This is a genomic window from Devosia sp. Micro-HW1 (genome assembly GCF_056341075.1).
The window spans coordinates 2,977,357-2,996,424 of record NZ_CP094375.1 but is presented as its reverse complement, the minus strand read 5'-3'; the positions used below and the strand labels follow the sequence as shown (position 1 = coordinate 2,996,424).

Genomic DNA, 19,068 nt, shown 5'->3' with positions numbered 1-19,068 from the left:
GCGGAAATAAAAATCATACTTTTGTTGCCGTGGAGGTCTTGGCAGAAGTGGTCAAGACCTGCTCTATAGCCGCGCCTTTTGATGACGGAGTTTCGGGATGGCCAAGCGCAAGATTGCCGTGATCGGCGTGGGCAAGATCGCTATCGACCAGCACCTGCCCGTTATCGATGCCTCGGATGATTTCGAACTGGCAGCCACCGTGTCGACGCGCGGCGTCGGGCACAATGACGTGCCGGTGTTCCGCACTGCCGCCGAGCTTTATGCCGCCATGCCCGAGGTTGGCCTCGTTTCCATCTGCACGCCGCCGGGGGTACGTCACACGCTGGTGCGCGAGGCGCTTGACGCGGGCAAGGACGTGATGATGGAAAAGCCGCCCACCACCACGATTTCCGAACTCGACGACCTCATCGCCCATGCAGCGCGCCTGGACCGCGTGCTGTTCCAGACCTGGCACAGCCAGTACAATGCCGCGGTCGACCGGGCCAAGGCGATCCTCAGTGACCAGGGCGTCAATTCCGTGCGCATCGACTGGCGCGAAAGCGTGCGCAAATGGCATCCGGGCCAGGACTGGGTGTGGGAGCCCGGCGGCTTCGGCGTCTGCGACCCCGGCATCAACGCCTATTCGATCTTCACCAAGATCATGCCCTTTCCGGTCTTTGTGGAAAGCGCCAGGCTGACTTTCCCGGGGAACCGGCAAACGCCTGTTGATGTGGAAGTGCAGTTCAAGTCCGGCCAGCCGCACCAGCCCCCGATCTCTTCGGGCTTCAACTGGCTCGAAGAGAGTGGAGAAATCTGGACGATCCAGGTGACCACGGGCACAGGCGATGACTTGAAGCTCGAACGCGGAGGACGGACTCTCAGGATCAATGGCGAGGTCGTGCTCGAGCATGGCGACGAAGAATATGCAGGCATCTATGACCGCTTCGCCGACCTGCTCGATGCGCGTCAGTCGGACGTGGACGCAGCGCCCTTGCGGCTGATGAGCGACGTCTTCTTCCTCGGCGCCCGCGACAACGGCCCCGATTTCGAGTGGTGACCGGCCGCTAACGCCTTGGGCTTGCGGTTCGTGTACCAGCGAATGCGGATGCCCTTGGCAATGAGGCGAAGAGCTTCCCAATGAATGCCGGCCGTGACCTTGAGCGTCATCAGCGGGTGGCTGAAGAACAGTTTTAGCAGCGTCGCGTCGGTGAAGGGACGCTGCTCGCCGGTGAAGGCCGCATAGAGCAGCGGCAGTCCATCCTGCGTTTCGTTGATCGCCACGCGGATGCGCGCGTCCGGCTGGCCGAGGCGGAACTCGTAGCGGCAATCCATGTCGATAAAGGGCGAGACGTAGAATGCCTTGTCGGCTTCCTGTTCGGGCGCGGCCGCGGGCAGCACATAGGTGTGGCGCTCGCCAAAGGTATTGTGCACCTCGTAAATGGTCGCGAGCGGCTTTCCATCCGCCCCGTCGCAATACCAGACCGTCAGCGGGTTGAAGACATAGCCAAGGATGCGGGGATAGCAGAGGAGCCGGATGCGCCCCGGCGCCGGCAGGTTTTCGGCCGCCAGCTGCGCGGTCACCCAATCGCGCAGGGGACCGCCGTCGGCATGGTCGCTGTCGCGGAAGGAAAACAGCGCCCCCCGGTTGTGTCCGAACCAGCGCAGCGTGTTGAGCATCGGCAGGTCGTCGAGATCGATCAGCACCGAAAACACACGATAGCGCAGATGGTGCTTTTTCGGCCGGTGCCGCTGATGCACCACATGGCCCACATAGATGGACGAGCCGGGGCTCATGCGGCGATGGCCTGCTGCGGCGGCCCCAGCGTGATGCGGCCCGACGGATTGGGCACGATCCATGGGCGCGGCTGCGAACCCATGGCCTCGGCCGCCGCGAGACCGGACTGCAACCCATCCTCGTGGAAGCCGCGACCGAAATGGGCGCCCGCAAACCAGGTGCGGTTCTGGCCCTGCAACTGCCAGAGATTGTCCTGCGCGTGGATGGCCCTGGAGTCGAACAGTGGGTGGGTATAGTCGAAACGAGCAATCTCGTGTTCGGGATTGCCGGGCGGGTTGAGGGTGACGAAGAGGTCGCGGCCGGGCAGGCTCTGCAACCGGTTCATCCAGTAGCTGACGCAAAGCGGATGGGCGCTCTCGGCGTGGTCGACGGACATGTAGTTCCAGCAGCTCCACACCCGCCTGCGGCGTGGCATGAAGCGCTTGTCAGCATGGAGCACGGCGGTATTGACCGTGTAGCCAAAAGCGCCCAGCAGATCGCGTTCGGCCTGGCTCGGACTTTCCAGCATGCCGAGCGCCTGATCGGCATGGCTGGCAATCAGGATCTGGTCGAAACGGTCGGACTGGCCCTTCGCGTCGATCACCGTTACTCCCGACGCATCGCGGCGAATGCTGGCGACCGGGGTCGAGAGACGCAGTTCGCCGGCAAACTGGCCAAGAAGCGCGTCCACATAGGAGCGGCTGCCGCCCTTGACGGTGCGCCAGTTGGGTCGCTCCCAGATCTGCAAGAGATTGTGGCTCTGGAAGAAGCGCACAAAGGCGAGAAGCGGATAGGAGCGTATGTCTGACGCCGAAGACGACCAGATGGCCGCTGCCAGCGGCAAGAGGTGATCGTCGACAAAGGACTGCGAATAGCGCTGGGCGCGCAGATATTCGTCCAGCGTCAGCTTCTGCAGATCCGGTCGGTCGAGCACTGCGGGCGCTTCGCGATAAAAGCGCAGGAGATCGCGCAGCAGGCTCCAGAAGCGGGGACGGAAAGCGTTGCGCTTCTGCGCCAGAAGGCCCGCCAGCCCCTCGCCGCAATATTCAAAGCCCCCCTGATCGAGCGAGGCCGAAAAGGACATTTGCGACTTGATGCTCTCGACGCCCAGATGGCTCATCATGGCGGTGAAATTGGGGTAGTTCTTCTCATTGTAGACGATGAAGCCGGTATCGACCGGCCCGGTGCCGGGCACATCGACCGTATTGGCATGGCCGCCGGCGCGGCTTTCGGCCTCGTAGAGCACCACATCGTGATTCTTTGACAAAAGCCATGCGGCCGACAGGCCGGAAACGCCACTGCCCACCACGGCAATGCGCTGCCTCGCCGAAGGCAGGCGAGAAAAGCCAGAAGCGGAGTGAACCATGATCATGCGTCCCAAAGTGTTTGGAGAAGGTACGGGCGGGGCAGAAAAATGGATCAGCCTGATCCGGATTATTTCGTCGGACCGGCGAGAAGATTTTTATGGCCCTGCTGATCCAGTGCGCATGGGGCGGCGTATCTGAGGACATGTCACTTGCGATTTACCCACTTGCCGGGCCGTGTCAGGATGGAGCGTTGCCAACGCGCCGTCGCCTTGCCGTGCCCGCGCCAGAAGAGGGGCTGCATCGCATGACGGACCGGAGCGAGGCCGCACCAGCGCCACCCCCTGATACCAGTGGACAGATCGTGGCGATTGCCGCGAACCATGACATGGCCGCCTTCGAGGCCCTGTTCCGCGATTTCGGGCCCCGCATCCGCGCCTATCTCCTCAAACTCACCCGCGACCGGCAGGCGGCCGAGGACTTGATGCAGGAAACCATGCTGGCCATCTGGCGCAAGGCCGGGCAGTTCGACCCGTCCCGCGGACAGGCCGCCGCCTGGATTTTCACCATCGCCCGCAACATCTGGATCGACGCCTGGCGCAAGCAGAAGCGTCCTGCCATCGACCCCGACGACCCCGCCTTGGCGCCCGACCCCGAGCCCGACGCCCCTGACGTCATGGCGCTGAGGCAAAGCGGGGCGGCGCTGCATGCGGCGCTCAAGACCTTGCCCCCCGAACAGGTGGAGCTGATTCGCCTCTCCTTTTTCGACGAGGCTTCGCACTCGACCATCGCGGCCCAGACGGGGCTGCCGATCGGAACCGTAAAATCGCGCATCAGACTGGCCTTCGGACGCCTTCGCGCGGCGCTGGAGGAATTCAAATGACCCAAATTCGCCACCACATCAACGACGACCTGATGCTTGATTATGCCGCCGGGACCCTCTCGGAAGGCTGGTCGCTGGCGGTTGCCTGTCACCTGGCCATGTGCCCGGAGTGCCGCAAGCAACTGGAACTGGCCGAAGCCGCAGGTGGCGCGCTCATGGAAGAGTTGCCGCCGGTGGAAGCGCCAGCCGGCAGCTGGGAAGCGCTCAAGTCGCGGCTCGAACAGGAGCCCGAAGCCAGGGCTGTCCCGGTCACCCGTCCGGCCAGCGCCACCATTCCCGAGCCGCTTCGCTCCTATCTCGGTGGCGATGTCGACAGCCTCAAATGGCGGAACCTGGGCAATGCCAAGCAGATCCTGATCAAGACCGATGACCCGACGACGCAGGCGCGCCTGCTCTGCATCGCCGCTGGCAAGCCGGTGCCCGAGCATAGCCATGGCGGGCGCGAGCTGACCGTGGTGCTTTCAGGGAGCTTTCACGACGAGCTCGACAGCTTTGGGCCGGGCGATATCGAGGATGCCGACGGCTCGGTGCTGCATACGCCGACGGCCGGGCCGGAGGAAGACTGCATCTGCCTGGCCATCACCGATGCACCGCTGAAATTCTCCAGCCGGATATTGCGGCTGGTGCAGCCTATCCTGGGAATCTGAGGAGCGGATATGTTTGGTATTCCATTGGTGACACTGCTTGCGGCCTATGGCGGCACGGCCCTCGTCTTCTTCGGGCTCGATTTCCTGTGGCTGACCGTGCTCGGCATCGGCTTCTATCGGGCCGAAATCGGCGACCTGCTGCTCGAACAGCCCAATCTGGTGCCGGCGGGCGTGTTTTACCTCTTCTATATCGCCGGCCTTGTCGGCTTTGCCGTGCTGCCCGCCGCCAATGCCGGGAGCTGGGTCTGGGCGCTGGTTGCGGGCGTGGCGCTGGGCCTGCTCGCCTATGGTACCTATGACATGACCAACCTCTCCACCCTCAAGGGCTGGAGCCTCAATATCAGCCTCATCGACCTCGCCTGGGGCGGGTTCCTCTCCGGCGCGGCCGCCCTGGCCGGTTATTTTGCGGTCAGTCTCGTCAAATAATCAGCCATTGAGCCGCCGGGTCATGGCAAAGGCCAGCGGCCGCGGCAACAGGTTGAGCAGCCGCAGGGGCCAGATCAGGCGCCGGGGAAAGGCGATCTCGAACGCCTTGCCATCGAGCCCGCGGACAATGCGCGCGGCGGCATCCTCCGGCTCCATGAGGCCGGGCATGGGGAAGTCGTTGAGATCGGTCAGCGGGGTGCGCACGAAGCCGGGCGTCACCAGCCGCACATCGACATCGGGCGCATATTCCACCCGCAGCGACTGCGCCAGGTTGACGATGGCGGCCTTGGTCGCTGAATAGACCTGGCCATTGGGCAGGCCGAAAATGGCGGCGGCGGAGCCGAACAGCACCAATTGCCCGCCCGGCTTCAGCGCGTTCTTTGCCACCCGCGCGACGTTGAACGTGCCGGTGAGATTGACCGCAAGGATCGCCTCGGCCTTTTTCTGCTCGGCCTTGCCGACCGGGCCCGGATCATAGATCGCGGCGGTGGTGATGATCTTGTCGAAGGGACCATGCAGCCTTGCCACCCTTTCAAGGCTTGCCGGATCGGTGACGTCGGCCGGTTCGGCAAACTGGCCGGTGCCGATGCGGGCGAGCGCCGCCTCGAGCGCCTTTTCATTTCGGCCCGAAATGACGACGAGGGTCTTGTGGTCCGCATAGGCCTTTGCCAGCGCCTCGCCGATGCCGCTCGATCCACCAATGATCCAGATCTTCTCACCCGAGGCCATCATGCAGTCTTTCCTGTTGTCCTGACGCTAACATAGGGAAACCGGTGCCGGTTTCCGCCTGGGCGTTTGGGATTCTCTCGCCCTTGCGAGAGCAGGTACGTCTGGGAGCGGAAAATGGACGCAGGGCTGACCCAAATTTTTTCGTCAGGCGTGCGAAAGCGCCGGTCGGCGGGGGGCCTCCGGGTGTGCCACTCGACCATAGGTCTCGTGGCCTTCTCATTTCCAGTCGTTCCACCGGAACGATCGGCCCTTCGGGACAATTCGAAGGGCAGGACCGGAGACAGATTGCGTCTCTGGGTAGTTTTAGTGAGACGAAACCTGTCTCCGGCGCCGGTTTTTGGAACTGACCGGCGGCGGGGGATCGCTCGTCCCGTCGCCGCCGACCTGGAACCTGTGGGAGAGGCAAAGCCCCCACCCGGCCTGCCCCGCCACTGTTCGCCTGCAGGCCGCCGCGCGGGGCAATGGGGCCAGTCTAATCGAGCTGGCGCAGCCGGGGATAAGTGACCGCCGCGGTCTCGGGCACCGCTTCGCTCGCCGGGGCGCCCTGCCGCGCGGCGCGACCGGCCGCAAAGCCCTCCTCATAGGCATGGCGCTCGCGGCTCTCCATCATGCGACCGATCTTGTTGCGGATGGCCTCGGGATCGTCGCGCTGGAATTTCAGCGCCGCGGCGGGCGGATGGAGGCGCATGATGGGCAGGTAGCCGGTGTGAAGCGTCCAGATGCGGCAGTTAAAGCGCGTGTCCCAGGTGGTGTGGCGCGCCTCCCAACCCTCGAGCGCCGCCAACGCCTGGCCGAGCTGGACAGCAAGGCCGGCAAGATCGGGCGCGGCGACCGGCAGGCGCTCGCCGCGCTTGCGGGTAAAGACGGCGCAATCGCTGAGGAGGCCTTCGGCGCTGATGCGCATTGCCTCGGAAACCGGCGCATTGGGCCTTTTGGCGCCGAGGGCAATCGTGTCCTTGTGCAGGGCAGCAAGGCTCAGCCACAGGGCTTCGTGGCGCTCGGCCTGGGTCCTGGTGGTGGTGCCTTCGCGGAGCGGTGGGTGGGGCGCAGCCTGCGGCGCAGGCTGGTCCTGAGGCGTTTGGCCGAAGGACGCGGGAGTGGTGTGTGTGGGCATGGTTTTTCCTGTTCGGCGGGATGCCGGACAGGAGAGGGTGCACACTGGTGGAGGGGGTGGGGATTAGCTTTGGACGCGAAGTCTCTGATTCGTAGAATCAGTTGTATTTGGCTAAAGAATCCCAATTCAGCTGGGTGGGGATAGATGACGAGGCGCACTTTTTTCTCTTTTCATTACGAGCAAGACGTCTGGCGTGCCTGGAATGTCCGCAATAGTTGGGTTGTGAATGATAATGAGCAGCAGGAAGAGGGTTTCTACGACAGCAGCGTGGTGGAAGCTTCGAAAAAGGTAAGTGACGAAGCGCTTAAGTCCTTCTTGAGTAAGGGGCTTATGAACACGTCAGTTACCTGTGTGCTCGCGGGCTACGCTACTTGGACACGGCGTTGGGTCAGGTTTGAGATCGCCCGCAGTTTAGTTAAGGGCAACGGGCTGCTCACCGTCTTCATCGACGGTGTAAAAGATAACTCAGGTGCGCTCGCTACGAGGGGGGCCGACCCGCTAGCGCAAATGGGTGTCTATAAAGTGGAAGCCGGAATTTTCTTGGCGGAGTGGAAAAATGGCAAATGGGTCAAGTACGAAGATTATCCAAGTGCCATTCCAGAAGCGGATCTCTGGTTCGCAGCGCCAACTAGTTCTTCTGTTACGCAGTTGTCTTCACACTGCTTGAGCTACGATTTTGCTCAGCAGAACGGGCGGCAAAACATTGGTGGTTGGATTGAGACAGCCGCTGGTCTAGCGGGTCGATAGTTGGTGGCAAAATGGCCTATTTCACGGAGAATTCCGTTCGCTCAGCAGCGCGGGCACAGGTTGCGAAGCGGTACGTAGATGCGGCAACTATATTGAAGGAGTCCACTGAGACAGCGTCGCTCACCGCTAGATTCGATGTCTTTTTGTGCCACTCAATCAGAGATGCCGAAATAGTTTTGGGGGCAAAAAATATACTAGAGCAGCAAGGCTTGATTGTATACGTAGATTGGATAATTGATCCGAAAATGGATAGATCGCAAGTTTCAGCAGGGACGGCTGCAATTTTGCGCAACCGAATGAAGCAAAGTCGGAGTTTGCTGTACCTTTATTCCGAAAACTCCACTCGTTCTCGCTGGATGCCATGGGAGTTGGGCTTCTTCGATGGACACAACGGTGCTGTTGCCATTATGCCTGTTGAGCCAGATGGCAGAACCCTAGACTTCACCAAGGAGGAGTATCTAGGTCTTTATCCCAAAATCGAGCTTGCGGGCACAACACTCTTTGTAAATCGCACAGCTGGTCGGCCGGTCCCTAGCTCTGACAGCAGCAATTATCGCTCATTTGAGAGCTGGCTAGCTAATCCGAGCGCGCTGCAAATGAGGTGACAGCGCTATTGCTCTTTTGGCAACAGATAACGGCGAAACAAGGTGGAGTAAGTCAAATTGGTCGCGAAGTGAGTTGGGAACCTGCCCGCATCGAACACTACGCGTGCGGCTGCACCAGTTGACGCGACAGGTATCATTTCGACGCCGGCCCATATGTCGCGAAATAGTTTAGCCTCTGCTTCTACACCTTCCATTCCGCCGATAAAAACAGCTGCGTCAAATCTTCGACTTCTGATCATTTTTTCGCGCATTAATTGGAGGCTGGCTTCCTCGTCCCCCACTATTTCGTCGACTGTTATTACGTTGTGGAAGAGCTTATTCTGCCTTGGGAACATCGGTTCGAAGTATCGGCTCTGAAAAATAGTAAGCCTGTCACGGTCCAGCCCGGCCTGCTCTACAAAGAGCGCCAGCAGAGGCGTGATAGCTGGGTGCCCTCCGCAGGTAATCCGGCCTACAGGTAGAACAATCTCAACTAAAGACTTTATTGCTTCTCGGATCGAGAGAACGTCTGCCGTCTCGAAGTACCTGCGATTGCGGTGAGGAAGCGGCACGCTGGCTGATAGAAAGACATCTATCATTTCTTGATCCTCGTCAGCGCCTCGTAGGATGAGATAAGGCTGACAGAACGTGCGGGCAGATAATCATCTAGCCACGCCAGATGTCTCTGCCAAGAAGTGAGCATCCCACGATTGTCGTATAGAATCCAAGTCTGAACCGTGGTGGTGTTGTTGTTTGCGATTGAGTCGAAAACGTAATTTATGCGATCGGAAGTTGGAACCCCTATGGTCGGGACTACCGCAAGCGTTTTGCCCGCAGATACTTCTACTGATATCCAGCGTTCCGGCTGGACGTTAGGCGTCAATCCATGGTCGCGCGCGGTATCGCAAAAACTGTCGACTAAATATCTGTGTCTTGCTGCGATGGCTCTAGAGCGCAACTCTTCTGCGAGATTGCAAATCGCATCCACGGCGCCAACTCGTAGCTCTTTAGCGGCATTTTTCACGTCCCAGTCTTGGAAATCGCCTACTGTCAACTCGTGAAAATGGCTGAAGCTCGATGAACTATCCTCGCTCTGGCCTGGCCAAAGAACGTGTAGAATCTGGATGTTAGTCGCATTCGCCCGCGTAAGTTCCTCTGTAGTCCACCTGCTTTCTCGGAACTTCGGGGTGTCGATAAGAACGACTACGTCGCTGTCGGAAAGTCTGTGCCACAACTCATTTTGGAAGTCAGCTGCTGGGGGCACCGAGCGAGTATCGATGAATACATCAAAACCTTTAGAGTCTAGGGCGTCGTATAGCTGATTGGCCACTGCCTGAGAGTCATCTCGCTTATAGCTGATGAAGAGCTTGCGCTCTCGCCGCAACAGCCTGAAATTCTCAAGTACCAAAGATACAAGTCTAGTAGTTTTGCCGCTGGCGGCAATTTCAATCGCGTTTATATGGCGCAGGGTCTCTGGGATCTCCAAAGATACCCTCGTCAACGCGCTCACTGCAGTAACGACTAGAGATGAGTTATCCAACAGACTGGTAATGATGGGGTGAGTAGCGTCTGCCGCGCCGTCGTAACCAAAGAATATTGCTATTAACGGGCGTCGGGGGTCGCGCGCCGAGTAGGATTTTTCGTTAAGGTAGGCGACCGTTTCTGATGCAAGGCCAAGGTCCCGCAATCGCGCAGCGAGGTTCCGCTTAAAAGAGGAGGCCCTCTTATCGATGCTTCCTAGCAAAACTATCTGATAGTGCGCGTTTTTCTTCATGCCCAATTCATAGACCCGACAGACAAGTAGTAAAAGACCTACCTGCTATTCGTGGACCATTCTATAAGCCGACGGCCGCCTATTAATCATCACCCATCTTCAGCGCCTTGATGAACGCTTCCTGCGGAATGTTCACATTGCCATACTGCCGCATCTTGGCTTTGCCCTTTTTCTGCTTATCAAGCAGCTTGCGCTTGCGGGTGGCGTCGCCGCCGTAGCACTTGGCGGTGACGTCCTTGCGCATGGCGCGGACGGTTTCGCGGGCGATGATCTTGCCGCCGATGGCGGCCTGGATCGGGATCACAAACAGATGCGGCGGGATCAGTTCCTTGAGCTTTTCGCACATCTGGCGGCCGCGTGACTCGGCAACACTGCGGTGGACCAGCATGGCCAGCGCATCGACCGGCTCGGCATTGACCAGCACGGTCAGCTTGACCAGATCGCCGGTGCGGTGGGTGTCGAGCTTGTAGTCAAAGCTGGCATAGCCCTTCGAAATCGACTTGAGGCGATCGTAAAAGTCAAAAACCACTTCGTTGAGCGGCAGGTCGTATTCGACCATGGCGCGATTACCGACATAGGAGAGGTTGTTCTGGATGCCGCGGCGATCCTGGCAGAGCTTCAGGATGGCGCCGAGATATTCGTCGGGCGTGAGGATGGTCGCCTTGATCCAGGGCTCGCGGATTTCCTCGATCTTCATGACATCGGGGAGATCCGCGGGATTATGCAGATGCATGGTCTCGCCATTGGTCATGACGACCTCGTAGACCACCGAAGGCGCGGTGGCGATGAGATCGAGATCGAACTCGCGGGACAAACGCTCCTGGATGATTTCGAGATGCAGGAGCCCCAGGAACCCGCAGCGGAAGCCGAAACCGAGGGCGGCGCTGGTTTCCATTTCGAAGGAGAAGCTGGCGTCGTTCAAACGCAGCTTGCCCATGGCGGCGCGGAGTTCATCGAAGTCCGAGGCGTCCACAGGAAAAAGACCGCAGAACACCACGGGCTGGGCCGGGCGGAAGTCGGGCAGCGGGGTGCTGGTGGGCTTGCGATCATCAGTGATGGTGTCGCCGACATTGGTATCGGCCACTTCCTTGATCGAGGCGGTGAAGACGCCCAGCTCGCCGGGGGTGAGCTCGCCCACTTCCACCAGCTTGGGGGTCTGCACGGCGACGCGATCGAGCTCGTAGACGGCGCCCGAGGCCATCATGCGGATCTTCTGGCCCTTCTTCATGACGCCATCGATGATGCGGACCAGAACCACGACGCCGAGATAGGTGTCGTACCAGCTATCGACCAGCAGCGCCTTCAAGGGCGCGTTGATGTCGCCCTTGGGCGCGGGCAGGCGGGTGACGATGGCTTCGAGCACGGTGTCGATGCCGACGCCCGTCTTGGCCGAGATTTCGAGCGCGTCGGAGGCGTCGATGCCGATGACATCCTCGATCTGCGCTTTTACGCGCGGAATGTCGGCGGCGGGGAGATCGACCTTGTTGAGGACGGGGACGATCTCGTGATTGGCGTCGAGCGCGTGATAGACATTGGCGAGGGTCTGCGCCTCGACGCCCTGGGAGGCGTCGACGACCAGCAGCGAGCCCTCGACGGCCGACATGGAGCGGCTGACTTCATAGGCGAAGTCGACATGGCCGGGCGTGTCGATGAGGTTGAGCACATAGTCCTGCCCGTCCCTGGCCTTGTAGTTCAGCCGGACGGTCTGCGCCTTGATGGTGATGCCGCGCTCGCGCTCGATTTCCATCGAGTCGAGGACCTGCTCTTTCATTTCGCGCGCATCCAGACCGCCTGTCATCTGGATGAGGCGATCGGCGAGGGTCGATTTGCCATGGTCGATATGCGCGACGATGGAGAAATTGCGGATATTGGCGAGGGGCGTTGTCATGGCCGCGCTGATAGCAGAAGCATGAGGCCCAAGAAAGATGGTTTCCGCCGTGTTAACCCGGCGTTTTTGCAACATTCGGGGCGCGGCGGGCGTTGGAGGCGCATGCGGCTTTCTCAACTGACCCTCATTGCCTTCTGCGCCCTGGCCTTGCCGGCCAATGCGCAGGATTTTTTTGAAAGTTTCGGGCGCTTGGTCGAGAACGCGCTGCCCGAACGTGGCGCGGCGCCAGGAGGCGCTGTCGCAACGCCCGCGCGACCGACCCCGCCCAGCGTGGCGCGCCCCGTGGCGCCAAGCGTACCGACGCCGGTCGTGGAGCGTCCCGCGGGAGAAGCGGAGCCGGAAACGCCGGACGATGGGCCACCCCTGCCCCGGCCGCGACCGGAGGCAGCCGATGCCGAAGCCGACCCGGCAGCGACGGAGGAGTCGGGCGAAACCGAGCCTGCCGAGCCTGATCCTGCTCCCGAGGCGGATCCTGCTCCCGAGGCGGAGGCGCAACCAGAACCGGACCGCATCTACCAGACGGCCTGCCCGGCCCTGCTTGAAGGCGTGGTGGTGGGGGAAATGCTCGACCCCATCGCGGAGGGCCTGTGCGGGGAGAAGTCACCGCTGTCCGTGACGGCGCTGCGGATCAATGGGCGCGAAATAGCCCTTTCAAGCCCGGTCACCACCAATTGCGAAATGGCCGGGGCGCTGGCCGACTGGGTGGGCGAAGTGGATGCCTATGCCAAGGCGGCGCTGGAAAGCCCGGTTGCGACGCTGGCGACAGGCACGTCGATGATGTGCCGCAACCGCTACAGCGCGGAAAACGGCTTCGTTTCGGAGCACGGCTTTGCCAATGCGGTCGATGTGACCGGTTTCAAGCTCGAAAACGGGCAGAGCATCGACGTCGAGGCCGACTGGATGCCAGCCACGAGCCTGGCGGGCAAACTGCTGCGGCAGGCGCATGGCGCCGCCTGCGGGCGGTTCACCACCGTGCTGGGCCCGGAAGCCAATGCGGACCACGAGGACCATTTCCACCTCGACCTGGGGTGTCACGGGCAGAGCTGCATGGCGCAGATCTGCGAGTGAGGGCACCCCTCATCCGGCGCTACGCGCCACCTTCTCCCACAAGGGGAGAAGGGAAGAGGGTCAGCCGCAGCGGGGGTGATGCGGCGGCAGGTCGGCCCAGTCGTGCAGGGACAGGCAATCGGGATTGGCAGCGGGGCGCGGCACAGGACGGCCGAGCCACGCCAGGAGGCGGGCCAGGATGGACATTTTCTGTCTCCGGTAGGGAGGTATGGTGTTGCTATGACCCCATAATGGTCCGCAACACTGCTGACTACAATGGACAAGCTTTGCGGACGAGTTTAGAAAAACTATATGAGCAAGAGCTTTCCCATTCCTCTCAATGCGCTACGCGCCATCGAAATCGTGGCGCGGCGCGGGGCGCTGGCTCCGGCCGCCGAGGAGCTGGGCGTGACCGTGGGCGCGGTCAGCCAGCATCTGCGGCGGGCCGAGGAACGGCTGGGCATGGAGCTGTTTGCGCGCACGCCACAGGGTCTCAAACCGCTGCCCGACCTGGCGCAGGTGCTGCCGCAGCTGAGCGCCGGCTTCACGCAGTTGCAGGACGGGCTGGCGAGCCTGACCGGCGCCCATGACGGCGTGCTCAATGTCACCGTGGGCAGCGTCTTTGCGTCGCGCTGGCTGATCTGGCGGGTGCACAAATTCTCGTCCCTGCATCCCGGCATCGAAGTCCGGCTGACGGTGACCGGGGCCATGCTGGACCTGGGCCGTCCCGATATCGACTGCGGCATCCGCTATGGCGATGGCGTCTGGCCGGGCGTCGAGACCAGCCTGATCGGCGGCCAGGATTACCAGCCGGTCTGCTCGCCGCTGCTGCTCGACCGGCTCAAGGCGCTGGACGACCTGCGGCATGTGCCTGTCATTGCCGACCAGACCAGCATGCTTGATTGGCCCGCCTGGCTGGACCATGCCGGGCTCGACCCGGCCCTGGCGCTGGCTGGCCCCGTCTATTCGGACGCGTCGCTGGCGTTCGACGCTGCCATTTCTGGACAGGGCGTGCTGCTGGCGGCCGACATGATGACCGCCGATGCCGTGAGCGACGGGCGGCTGGTGCGCCCCTTCGAGTTGCCGGTCAAAGGCGCCCGCGGCTATTTCCTGGCCACGGCAAAGGGCCGAAGGGAGCCCAAAAAGCTCAAACAGTTCCGCGACTGGCTGGCGGCGGAAGTGCCCGCCAGCACCAGGGGTTATGTGTACCAGACGACCGGACCCACGCCAGGCAGCTGACGATTTCGCCAATCCTTTCGGCATTTCATGCGCATTTTGCCCCATTCTGTCGAATAGTGTTGCGCATGACCCGGTTGCAGCCGTCAAAATGGACGGAACCTTGCAATGCTGCTCTGATAGGCTGACGCCAGGAATATGCCTTTGGGGATTCGTGCATGAGCGACGTTTTGGTTCTGGGCGCCGGCATTGTCGGCATTGCCACCGGCATTCACCTGCTGCGCCGGGGCCGCAGCGTGACGCTGGTCGACAGAAACGCGCCGGGGCTCGAAACCAGCTTTGGCAATGCCGGCATCATCCAGCGCGAGGGCGTGCGCCCGCATGCCTTTCCGCGCGACCTGCAGACATTGCTGCAGGTGGGGCTGCACCTGTCCACGGCCGCGCGCTATGAACCGCTGGCCCTGCCCAAGCTGGCGCCGCCGCTGCTCAGATACTGGTGGGAGAGCTCGCCGGAACACTATCGCAAGGTGGTGCAGAGCTATGCGCCGCTGATCGGCCGCTCGATCATTACCCATTCGGACCTGGTCGAGGCTGCCGGGCCGGACGCGGAAAAGCTGATCTCGCGCTATGGCTGGCACCTGGCCTTTCGCAGCCCGGGCAAGCTCGAGGCGGAAATCCTCAAGGCCGAGGGCGACCGCGACCAGTTCGGCATCGGCTTTGAAGTGCTCGACTGGGCGGGCCTCAAGGCCGTCGAGCCCGACCTCAAGGGCGGGCTGGCCGGCGCCATTCACTGGACCGACCCCTGGACGGTTCGGGACCCGGGCGCGCTGGTCACCGAATATTTCAAACTGTTTGAAAAGCTTGGCGGCACCTTCATTCGCGGCGGCGCCAAGAATCTTCGGGACGATAGCCAAGGCTGGAGCGCCGAGATCGACGGCAAGCTGGTGCGCGCCAAGCAGGCAGTGATCGCGCTGGGGCCATGGGCGCCCGACATGCTCGAACCGCTGGGCTATCGCCTACCGCTCTTCGTCAAGCGCGGCTATCACATGCATTACGGCACCGAAGAAGGCGCCGTGCTCAACCACCTGCTGCTCGACCCGGAAGTGGGCTATGCCATGGCGCCCATGGCGCGCGGCATCCGCATCACCACCGGCGCCGAATTTGCCATGCGCGACGCGGCGCCGACGCCGATCCAGCTGGGCAAGGCCGAAGTGGCGGCGCGCCAATTGTTCCCGCTCGGTGAGCGGGTCGATCCGCAGCCCTGGAAGGGGGCGCGCCCCTGCACGCCCGACATGATGCCGATCATTTCCAGGGCGCCCAAGCACAAGGGGCTGTTCGTGGGCATCGGCCATGCGCATCATGGCTTTACCCTGGGGCCGGCGACCGGCGAGCTTCTGGCGCAGACCATGACCGGGGAAGCGACGGCCATCGATATTACCCCGTTCCGCATGGAACGGTTCACGGGGGGCTGAGGTCCCCTCATCCGGCCCTTCGGGCCACCCTCGGGTCAGGCCCGAGGGCGGCACGGTGTGTTTGGTTGTGCTGGAGCACGCTATCGCGGTTTTCGCATTCGCGGGATGACGCTGTGGGTGAGGCGGGCAGGATAGCTTGCCTATCGTCATTGCCGGGCTTGTCCCGGCAATCCAGACCGGTGCAGCATGGACCACCCGGACAAGCCCGGTGGTGACGATGGAGATGTTGGGTCCAACGATGGGAAAGTCGCCAGCCGGGAACAGCTTCACCTTCGCCGAGGTGATCTATTGGCGCGGGCCGGCGCCGTTTCTGTTTGCGCGCCTGCCAGCGGATGTCGTGACGCAGATCCAGGCGGTGGCACACCGGGTCAGCTATGGCTGGGGCTGCATTCCGGTGGCGGCCGTGATCGGAGGCGAGGCTTTCACCACGTCGCTGATGCCACGCGAGGGCGGCTATGTGCTGCCACTGAAGGTGGCGGTGCAGAAGAAGCTGCCGCCGATGGAGATCGGCGACAGGGTGGATGTCGAGATGGCATTGGCGGCGCGGTCGCCGCTGGTTTGAGCCATCCCCGACGAAAACCGGACCATCCGCATCCGCGGTGTCACCCCGGCGCAGGCCGGGGTCCATGCTGAGATCGGCGCATGGATACCGGCCTGCGCCGGGATGACTTCGTGGTGTGACTGGCTCAGTGGTCGACAGAATCCCGGCCTTCGCCGGGATGACATCGAGGGTGTGGCGCGCTCTGTGCTCCTAGAGGTCCAGCAGCTTGCGCAGTTTCGCCACGGCCGTATCGCTGGCTTCGCGATAGGCGATGGTGCCTTCGAATTCGCCATCGGCATTCATCAGGAAGATCGAGGCGGTGTGGTCCATGGTGTAGTCGCCATCCTCTAGCGGCACCTTTTCGGCATAGACGGCCCAGGACGCGGTCGCTTTTTTGGTCTCCTCGACCGAGCCGGTAATGCCGGTGACATGGCCGGTCCAGCCGACATAGTCCTCGACGATTGCGGCGGTGTCGCGCTCGGGGTCGACGGTCACGAAATAGGACTTGAGCGCCTGGCCCTCCTCGCCCAGCGCCTCATACCAGGTGGTCATTTCGGCCAGCGAGGTGGGGCAGACTTCCGGGCAGTGGGTGAAACCGAAAAACACCATGGAGGGGCTGCCCCTGAGGCTGGCCGCGGTGAAGGGCGCGCCTGACGTGGTGACCAGCTCATAATCGCCCTGGCCGATGCCGGCCACCTGGGCGGGCCGGGTCATGCCGGTATAGACATAAAGGCCGGTGGCGCCGACGGCGGCAACGGCAACCAGCGACCAGAGGGCGACGCGAAGGGTGCGCAGGGACATGGATCAGTGCCCCGCGTGACCGGCAGGGGCATCGGCGGCGGGCGAACCGGCCACCAGCTCGACCGTCACGGTGCCGGCCTTTTCGAAGGTCAGCTCCAGCGGAATGACGGCGCCTTCGGCAATGGCTTCGCCAAGGCCCATGAACATGATGTGGAAGCCGCCGGGCTCGAGCACCACGCTCTGGCCGGCGGGAATGACCAGGCCATCGGTGAGCTGGCGCATCTTCATGACATCACCCTGCATGGCCATTTCGTGAATTTGCGTCTGCTTGGCGATGGAGGCGCTGGCGGAAACCAGGCGATCATCTTCCGCACCGGTATTGGTGAGGGTGAGGAAGCCACCACCAACCGGGGCATTGGGCAGGGTGGCGCGGGTGAAGGCCCCGGAAATCTCGATGCTGCCGATGCTGACCACGGCCGCCGCGGGATCGGCATGGGTCGCATGATCCTGCGCGAGCGCCGGATGGAGGGTGGAGGCGGCCAAAGCCAGGGCGAAGAGGGAAAGGCGCAGAGACATCAGAATTTCCTCGTCTAGTTCAGGAAGTCGATCTGGGTGGAGAGGGTGGTCTGGCTGAAGCGGCTGAGGCGGATGTCGAGGGTGACATCCCAGGTGCCGGGCAGCGGAATGGTCTGGTCGAGCCGCCACAATTCTTCATCGGGCAGGGCCTCGGCCGTGAACGGCTCGATGCCGAGGGCGGGGGCGGCAAAGGTCAGGATGACGCTCTGCGCCGTGATCGGCTCGCCTTCGGCATCGACGATATAGAGCTCGAAATTCACCGGCCCGGCGCGGCCGGGCGTGGCGCTGATATCGGCCATCATCGTCTCGGTCATGATATGGGCATAGGCCGGCTCGCTGAGGGCGGCCTGCGCGGCCGTGGCGGCGGCAATGGCCCGGGGCGGCGGCGTGAACCGCCAGCCTGCAGTCAGGCCGAAAATGCCCAGAACCAGAACCAGCTCCACGAGGATGGCCCGTTCCAGCCGCAGGCGCGGCTCGAGTTCGCCCAGAAGAATCGGACCGGTAAGCCGGTAGCGGTTCCACAGCGCAATGAGAAACAGCACCAGCAGCAGGCCCAGCTTGGCCAGCAGGACATAGCCATAGGGTGTCAGCCAGGCCAGGCCGGGCGGGCCCATCTGCACGACCGCCAGGATGATGCCGGAGACCAGAATGGCTCCCACGACAAAGGGAATGAGGCGCGAAAACTGCCGCAGCGCCTGGTCGGAGGCCCGCTCGCGCTGGCGCATGAGGAACCAGAGTGGCAGCAGCGCTCCGGCCCAGAACAGGATGCCTCCGATATGCATGGTCACCGCAATGCGGGTGAGCCATTGCGGGGCGGCGGCCGCGCCATGGCTGCTGACAGCCAGCGACATCGCCCCCAGCAGCCAGGCCGGCCCGGCAAGCCAGAAGAGGCGCGGATAGATCAGCGCCAGCACGGCCAGGGCCAGGGCCGCCACCAGCATGAGCACGGTGACCCCATATTGGGTGGCAAAGCCGGTCGACCAGGGCCGGGCCAGGAGCATGGCATCGGGATGCTGACCCAGGGCGTCGACGCCATGCAGGCCCAGGCTCAGGGGGGCAATGACGAGGCCGACAAGTCCGAGCAGCGCCGCTATGCGGCGGGCCGGCCGCGGCAGGGGCGCCACCAGTCCGAAGACCGCTCCGCCCACGCCGAGGAAAAATCCGGAAAGCAGCACGACCTTGCTGATCCAGAGCAGGATGGAGGTGGCGCGCGAGCTGTCCGGCGCGGTGGCCACTTCGCCCGTGCCGCTGGCCACGCCGAGCGAGAAGATCACCGAACCGGCAATCGGATGGGAATCGGCGGAGACCACGCGCCAGCTCAGGACATGGGTGCCGCCCTGCATGACGGCGGGCAGGTCGTAGGCGAGGATCGTGCCGGCCGTGGCGGCACCGGTGAGATCAAGGGTCCTGCCATCGGGAGTAACCAGGGAAATGACCAGCGGCGTGACCGGCTCGTTGAAGGTCAGCGTCACCGCCTCGGGCGCTTCGCGCAGCACCACATTGGGTGCCGGACTGGAGGACAGCAGCTGCGCATGGGCATGCGCGGGCACGGCCGCGGCAAGGGAGAGCAGCAGCGTAAGCAGCAGGGCGAGGATGCAGGCAGGCAGGCGCAGCATGGTGTCACCTCGTTGAAAGGGAGCGGCGCCAGACGCGCCGCCCCGGTTCA

22 protein-coding genes are annotated in these 19,068 nt (G+C 62.6%); 11 read left to right on the top strand and 11 right to left on the bottom strand.

The genetic code is table 11. The features are described 5' to 3' along the window. The first annotated feature begins 97 nt into the window (after window positions 1-97). The gene (locus tag MQW79_RS14475) at window positions 98-1,036 is read left to right on the top strand and encodes a Gfo/Idh/MocA family protein (protein WP_476585174.1); all 939 of its coding nucleotides are present in this window, start codon (window positions 98-100) and stop codon (window positions 1,034-1,036) included. On the opposite strand, the gene MQW79_RS14470 is transcribed toward MQW79_RS14475, so the two are convergent. Both MQW79_RS14470 and MQW79_RS14465 read right to left on the bottom strand, forming a co-directional pair. Further along, window positions 946-1,773, bottom strand: a complete 828-nt coding sequence (locus MQW79_RS14470) for a DUF1365 domain-containing protein (RefSeq protein WP_476585173.1) — start codon at window positions 1,771-1,773, stop codon at window positions 946-948. The genes MQW79_RS14475 and MQW79_RS14470 overlap by 91 nt on opposite strands. Next, window positions 1,770-3,119, bottom strand: coding sequence for an NAD(P)/FAD-dependent oxidoreductase (locus tag MQW79_RS14465; protein ID WP_476585172.1), 1,350 nt, complete (start codon window positions 3,117-3,119; stop codon window positions 1,770-1,772). The genes MQW79_RS14470 and MQW79_RS14465 overlap by 4 nt, the downstream gene beginning before the upstream one ends. Here MQW79_RS14465 and MQW79_RS14460 point away from each other — a divergent pair. Genes MQW79_RS14460 through MQW79_RS14445 form a run of 4 tightly spaced genes read left to right on the top strand, consistent with a single transcriptional unit; the run spans window position 3,118 to window position 5,013 of the window. After that, window positions 3,118-3,258 (top strand): hypothetical protein, encoded by a 141-nt coding sequence (locus tag MQW79_RS14460; protein ID WP_476585171.1) that lies wholly within the window; start codon window positions 3,118-3,120, stop codon window positions 3,256-3,258. The two genes, MQW79_RS14465 and MQW79_RS14460, sit on opposite strands and share 2 nt — an antisense overlap. A gap of 52 nt (window positions 3,259-3,310) precedes the next feature. Further along, window positions 3,311-3,940, top strand: a complete 630-nt coding sequence (locus tag MQW79_RS14455) for a sigma-70 family RNA polymerase sigma factor (RefSeq protein WP_476585170.1) — start codon at window positions 3,311-3,313, stop codon at window positions 3,938-3,940. Continuing rightward, on the top strand, window positions 3,937-4,587 hold the full coding sequence (locus MQW79_RS14450) for a ChrR family anti-sigma-E factor (protein ID WP_476585169.1): 651 nt from the start codon (window positions 3,937-3,939) through the stop codon (window positions 4,585-4,587). The genes MQW79_RS14455 and MQW79_RS14450 overlap by 4 nt, the downstream gene beginning before the upstream one ends. Window positions 4,588-4,596: 9 nt before the next feature. Then, window positions 4,597-5,013 carry a DUF2177 family protein gene (locus MQW79_RS14445; RefSeq protein WP_476585168.1) on the top strand — a complete coding sequence of 139 codons (417 nt, stop codon included), beginning with the start codon at window positions 4,597-4,599 and terminating at the stop codon, window positions 5,011-5,013. On the opposite strand, the gene MQW79_RS14440 is transcribed toward MQW79_RS14445, so the two are convergent. Both MQW79_RS14440 and MQW79_RS14435 read right to left on the bottom strand, forming a co-directional pair. Beyond that, window positions 5,014-5,745, bottom strand: coding sequence for an SDR family NAD(P)-dependent oxidoreductase (locus tag MQW79_RS14440; protein WP_476585167.1), 732 nt, complete (start codon window positions 5,743-5,745; stop codon window positions 5,014-5,016). It abuts the gene before it with no gap. Window positions 5,746-6,214: 469 nt separating this feature from the next. Next, entirely contained in the window at window positions 6,215-6,856 is a 642-nt protein-coding gene (locus tag MQW79_RS14435; RefSeq protein ID WP_476585166.1) for a hypothetical protein, read from the bottom strand. Window positions 6,857-7,000: 144 nt separating this feature from the next. Between MQW79_RS14435 and MQW79_RS14430 the strand changes: the two genes are divergently transcribed. Then, window positions 7,001-7,603, top strand: a complete 603-nt coding sequence (locus MQW79_RS14430) for a TIR domain-containing protein (protein WP_476585165.1) — start codon at window positions 7,001-7,003, stop codon at window positions 7,601-7,603. Window positions 7,604-7,614: 11 nt separating this feature from the next. Continuing rightward, window positions 7,615-8,208 (top strand): hypothetical protein, encoded by a 594-nt coding sequence (locus tag MQW79_RS14425; protein WP_476585164.1) that lies wholly within the window; start codon window positions 7,615-7,617, stop codon window positions 8,206-8,208. A 5-nt stretch (window positions 8,209-8,213) separates the two neighbouring features. Here MQW79_RS14425 and MQW79_RS14420 read toward each other — a convergent pair whose 3' ends face one another. From MQW79_RS14420 to lepA, 3 genes are all read right to left on the bottom strand, one after another. Continuing rightward, window positions 8,214-8,786: an SLOG domain-containing protein gene (locus tag MQW79_RS14420; RefSeq protein ID WP_476585163.1), complete on the bottom strand. Its 573-nt coding sequence runs from the start codon at window positions 8,784-8,786 to the stop codon at window positions 8,214-8,216. Next, window positions 8,783-9,961 carry a toll/interleukin-1 receptor domain-containing protein gene (locus tag MQW79_RS14415; RefSeq protein WP_476585162.1) on the bottom strand — a complete coding sequence of 393 codons (1,179 nt, stop codon included), beginning with the start codon at window positions 9,959-9,961 and terminating at the stop codon, window positions 8,783-8,785. The genes MQW79_RS14420 and MQW79_RS14415 overlap by 4 nt, the downstream gene beginning before the upstream one ends. An 82-nt stretch (window positions 9,962-10,043) precedes the next feature. Continuing rightward, window positions 10,044-11,849: a translation elongation factor 4 gene (gene lepA / locus MQW79_RS14410; RefSeq protein ID WP_476585161.1), complete on the bottom strand. Its 1,806-nt coding sequence runs from the start codon at window positions 11,847-11,849 to the stop codon at window positions 10,044-10,046. Window positions 11,850-11,951: 102 nt separating this feature from the next. Between lepA and MQW79_RS14405 the strand changes: the two genes are divergently transcribed. Continuing rightward, on the top strand, window positions 11,952-12,917 hold the full coding sequence (locus tag MQW79_RS14405; protein ID WP_476585160.1) for an extensin-like domain-containing protein: 966 nt from the start codon (window positions 11,952-11,954) through the stop codon (window positions 12,915-12,917). 60 nt (window positions 12,918-12,977) lie between these two features. On the opposite strand, the gene MQW79_RS14400 is transcribed toward MQW79_RS14405, so the two are convergent. Next, window positions 12,978-13,103: a hypothetical protein gene (locus MQW79_RS14400; protein ID WP_476585159.1), complete on the bottom strand. Its 126-nt coding sequence runs from the start codon at window positions 13,101-13,103 to the stop codon at window positions 12,978-12,980. Between the two features lie 105 nt (window positions 13,104-13,208). On the opposite strand from MQW79_RS14400, the gene MQW79_RS14395 reads away from it, so the two are divergent. The 3 genes from MQW79_RS14395 to MQW79_RS14385 all read left to right on the top strand — a co-directional run bounded on the left by MQW79_RS14395 (window position 13,209) and on the right by MQW79_RS14385 (window position 16,106). Further along, window positions 13,209-14,135 carry a LysR substrate-binding domain-containing protein gene (locus tag MQW79_RS14395; protein WP_476585158.1) on the top strand — a complete coding sequence of 309 codons (927 nt, stop codon included), beginning with the start codon at window positions 13,209-13,211 and terminating at the stop codon, window positions 14,133-14,135. 155 nt (window positions 14,136-14,290) lie between these two features. After that, window positions 14,291-15,544 carry an NAD(P)/FAD-dependent oxidoreductase gene (locus tag MQW79_RS14390; RefSeq protein ID WP_476585157.1) on the top strand — a complete coding sequence of 418 codons (1,254 nt, stop codon included), beginning with the start codon at window positions 14,291-14,293 and terminating at the stop codon, window positions 15,542-15,544. A 136-nt stretch (window positions 15,545-15,680) separates the two neighbouring features. Further along, complete coding sequence (locus MQW79_RS14385; RefSeq protein WP_476585156.1) at window positions 15,681-16,106, top strand: DUF1905 domain-containing protein; 426 nt, start codon at window positions 15,681-15,683, stop codon at window positions 16,104-16,106. Between the two features lie 189 nt (window positions 16,107-16,295). On the opposite strand, the gene MQW79_RS14380 is transcribed toward MQW79_RS14385, so the two are convergent. The 3 genes from MQW79_RS14380 to MQW79_RS14370 are packed head-to-tail and all read right to left on the bottom strand — an operon-like array spanning window position 16,296 to window position 19,018. Further along, window positions 16,296-16,886: an SCO family protein gene (locus MQW79_RS14380; RefSeq protein WP_476585155.1), complete on the bottom strand. Its 591-nt coding sequence runs from the start codon at window positions 16,884-16,886 to the stop codon at window positions 16,296-16,298. 3 nt (window positions 16,887-16,889) lie between these two features. After that, window positions 16,890-17,402, bottom strand: coding sequence for a copper chaperone PCu(A)C (locus MQW79_RS14375; RefSeq protein WP_476585154.1), 513 nt, complete (start codon window positions 17,400-17,402; stop codon window positions 16,890-16,892). Window positions 17,403-17,416: 14 nt separating this feature from the next. Beyond that, window positions 17,417-19,018 (bottom strand): copper resistance CopC/CopD family protein, encoded by a 1,602-nt coding sequence (locus MQW79_RS14370; RefSeq protein ID WP_476585153.1) that lies wholly within the window; start codon window positions 19,016-19,018, stop codon window positions 17,417-17,419. Window positions 19,019-19,068: the final 50 nt, after the last annotated feature.

Coding starts and splice junctions, on each gene's coding strand:
- MQW79_RS14475 (WP_476585174.1), top strand. CDS start 98: ATGGCCAAGCGCAAGATTGCCGTGATCGGCGTGGGCAAGATCGCTATC.
- MQW79_RS14470 (WP_476585173.1), bottom strand. CDS start 1,773: ATGAGCCCCGGCTCGTCCATCTATGTGGGCCATGTGGTGCATCAGCGG.
- MQW79_RS14460 (WP_476585171.1), top strand. CDS start 3,118: ATGATCATGCGTCCCAAAGTGTTTGGAGAAGGTACGGGCGGGGCAGAA.
- MQW79_RS14465 (WP_476585172.1), bottom strand. CDS start 3,119: ATGGTTCACTCCGCTTCTGGCTTTTCTCGCCTGCCTTCGGCGAGGCAG.
- MQW79_RS14450 (WP_476585169.1), top strand. CDS start 3,937: ATGACCCAAATTCGCCACCACATCAACGACGACCTGATGCTTGATTAT.
- MQW79_RS14445 (WP_476585168.1), top strand. CDS start 4,597: ATGTTTGGTATTCCATTGGTGACACTGCTTGCGGCCTATGGCGGCACG.
- MQW79_RS14440 (WP_476585167.1), bottom strand. CDS start 5,745: ATGATGGCCTCGGGTGAGAAGATCTGGATCATTGGTGGATCGAGCGGC.
- MQW79_RS14435 (WP_476585166.1), bottom strand. CDS start 6,856: ATGCCCACACACACCACTCCCGCGTCCTTCGGCCAAACGCCTCAGGAC.
- MQW79_RS14430 (WP_476585165.1), top strand. CDS start 7,001: ATGACGAGGCGCACTTTTTTCTCTTTTCATTACGAGCAAGACGTCTGG.
- MQW79_RS14425 (WP_476585164.1), top strand. CDS start 7,615: ATGGCCTATTTCACGGAGAATTCCGTTCGCTCAGCAGCGCGGGCACAG.
- MQW79_RS14420 (WP_476585163.1), bottom strand. CDS start 8,786: ATGATAGATGTCTTTCTATCAGCCAGCGTGCCGCTTCCTCACCGCAAT.
- MQW79_RS14415 (WP_476585162.1), bottom strand. CDS start 9,961: ATGAAGAAAAACGCGCACTATCAGATAGTTTTGCTAGGAAGCATCGAT.
- lepA (WP_476585161.1), bottom strand. CDS start 11,849: ATGACAACGCCCCTCGCCAATATCCGCAATTTCTCCATCGTCGCGCAT.
- MQW79_RS14405 (WP_476585160.1), top strand. CDS start 11,952: ATGCGGCTTTCTCAACTGACCCTCATTGCCTTCTGCGCCCTGGCCTTG.
- MQW79_RS14400 (WP_476585159.1), bottom strand. CDS start 13,103: ATGTCCATCCTGGCCCGCCTCCTGGCGTGGCTCGGCCGTCCTGTGCCG.
- MQW79_RS14395 (WP_476585158.1), top strand. CDS start 13,209: ATGAGCAAGAGCTTTCCCATTCCTCTCAATGCGCTACGCGCCATCGAA.
- MQW79_RS14390 (WP_476585157.1), top strand. CDS start 14,291: ATGAGCGACGTTTTGGTTCTGGGCGCCGGCATTGTCGGCATTGCCACC.
- MQW79_RS14380 (WP_476585155.1), bottom strand. CDS start 16,886: ATGTCCCTGCGCACCCTTCGCGTCGCCCTCTGGTCGCTGGTTGCCGTT.
- MQW79_RS14375 (WP_476585154.1), bottom strand. CDS start 17,402: ATGTCTCTGCGCCTTTCCCTCTTCGCCCTGGCTTTGGCCGCCTCCACC.
- MQW79_RS14370 (WP_476585153.1), bottom strand. CDS start 19,018: ATGCTGCGCCTGCCTGCCTGCATCCTCGCCCTGCTGCTTACGCTGCTG.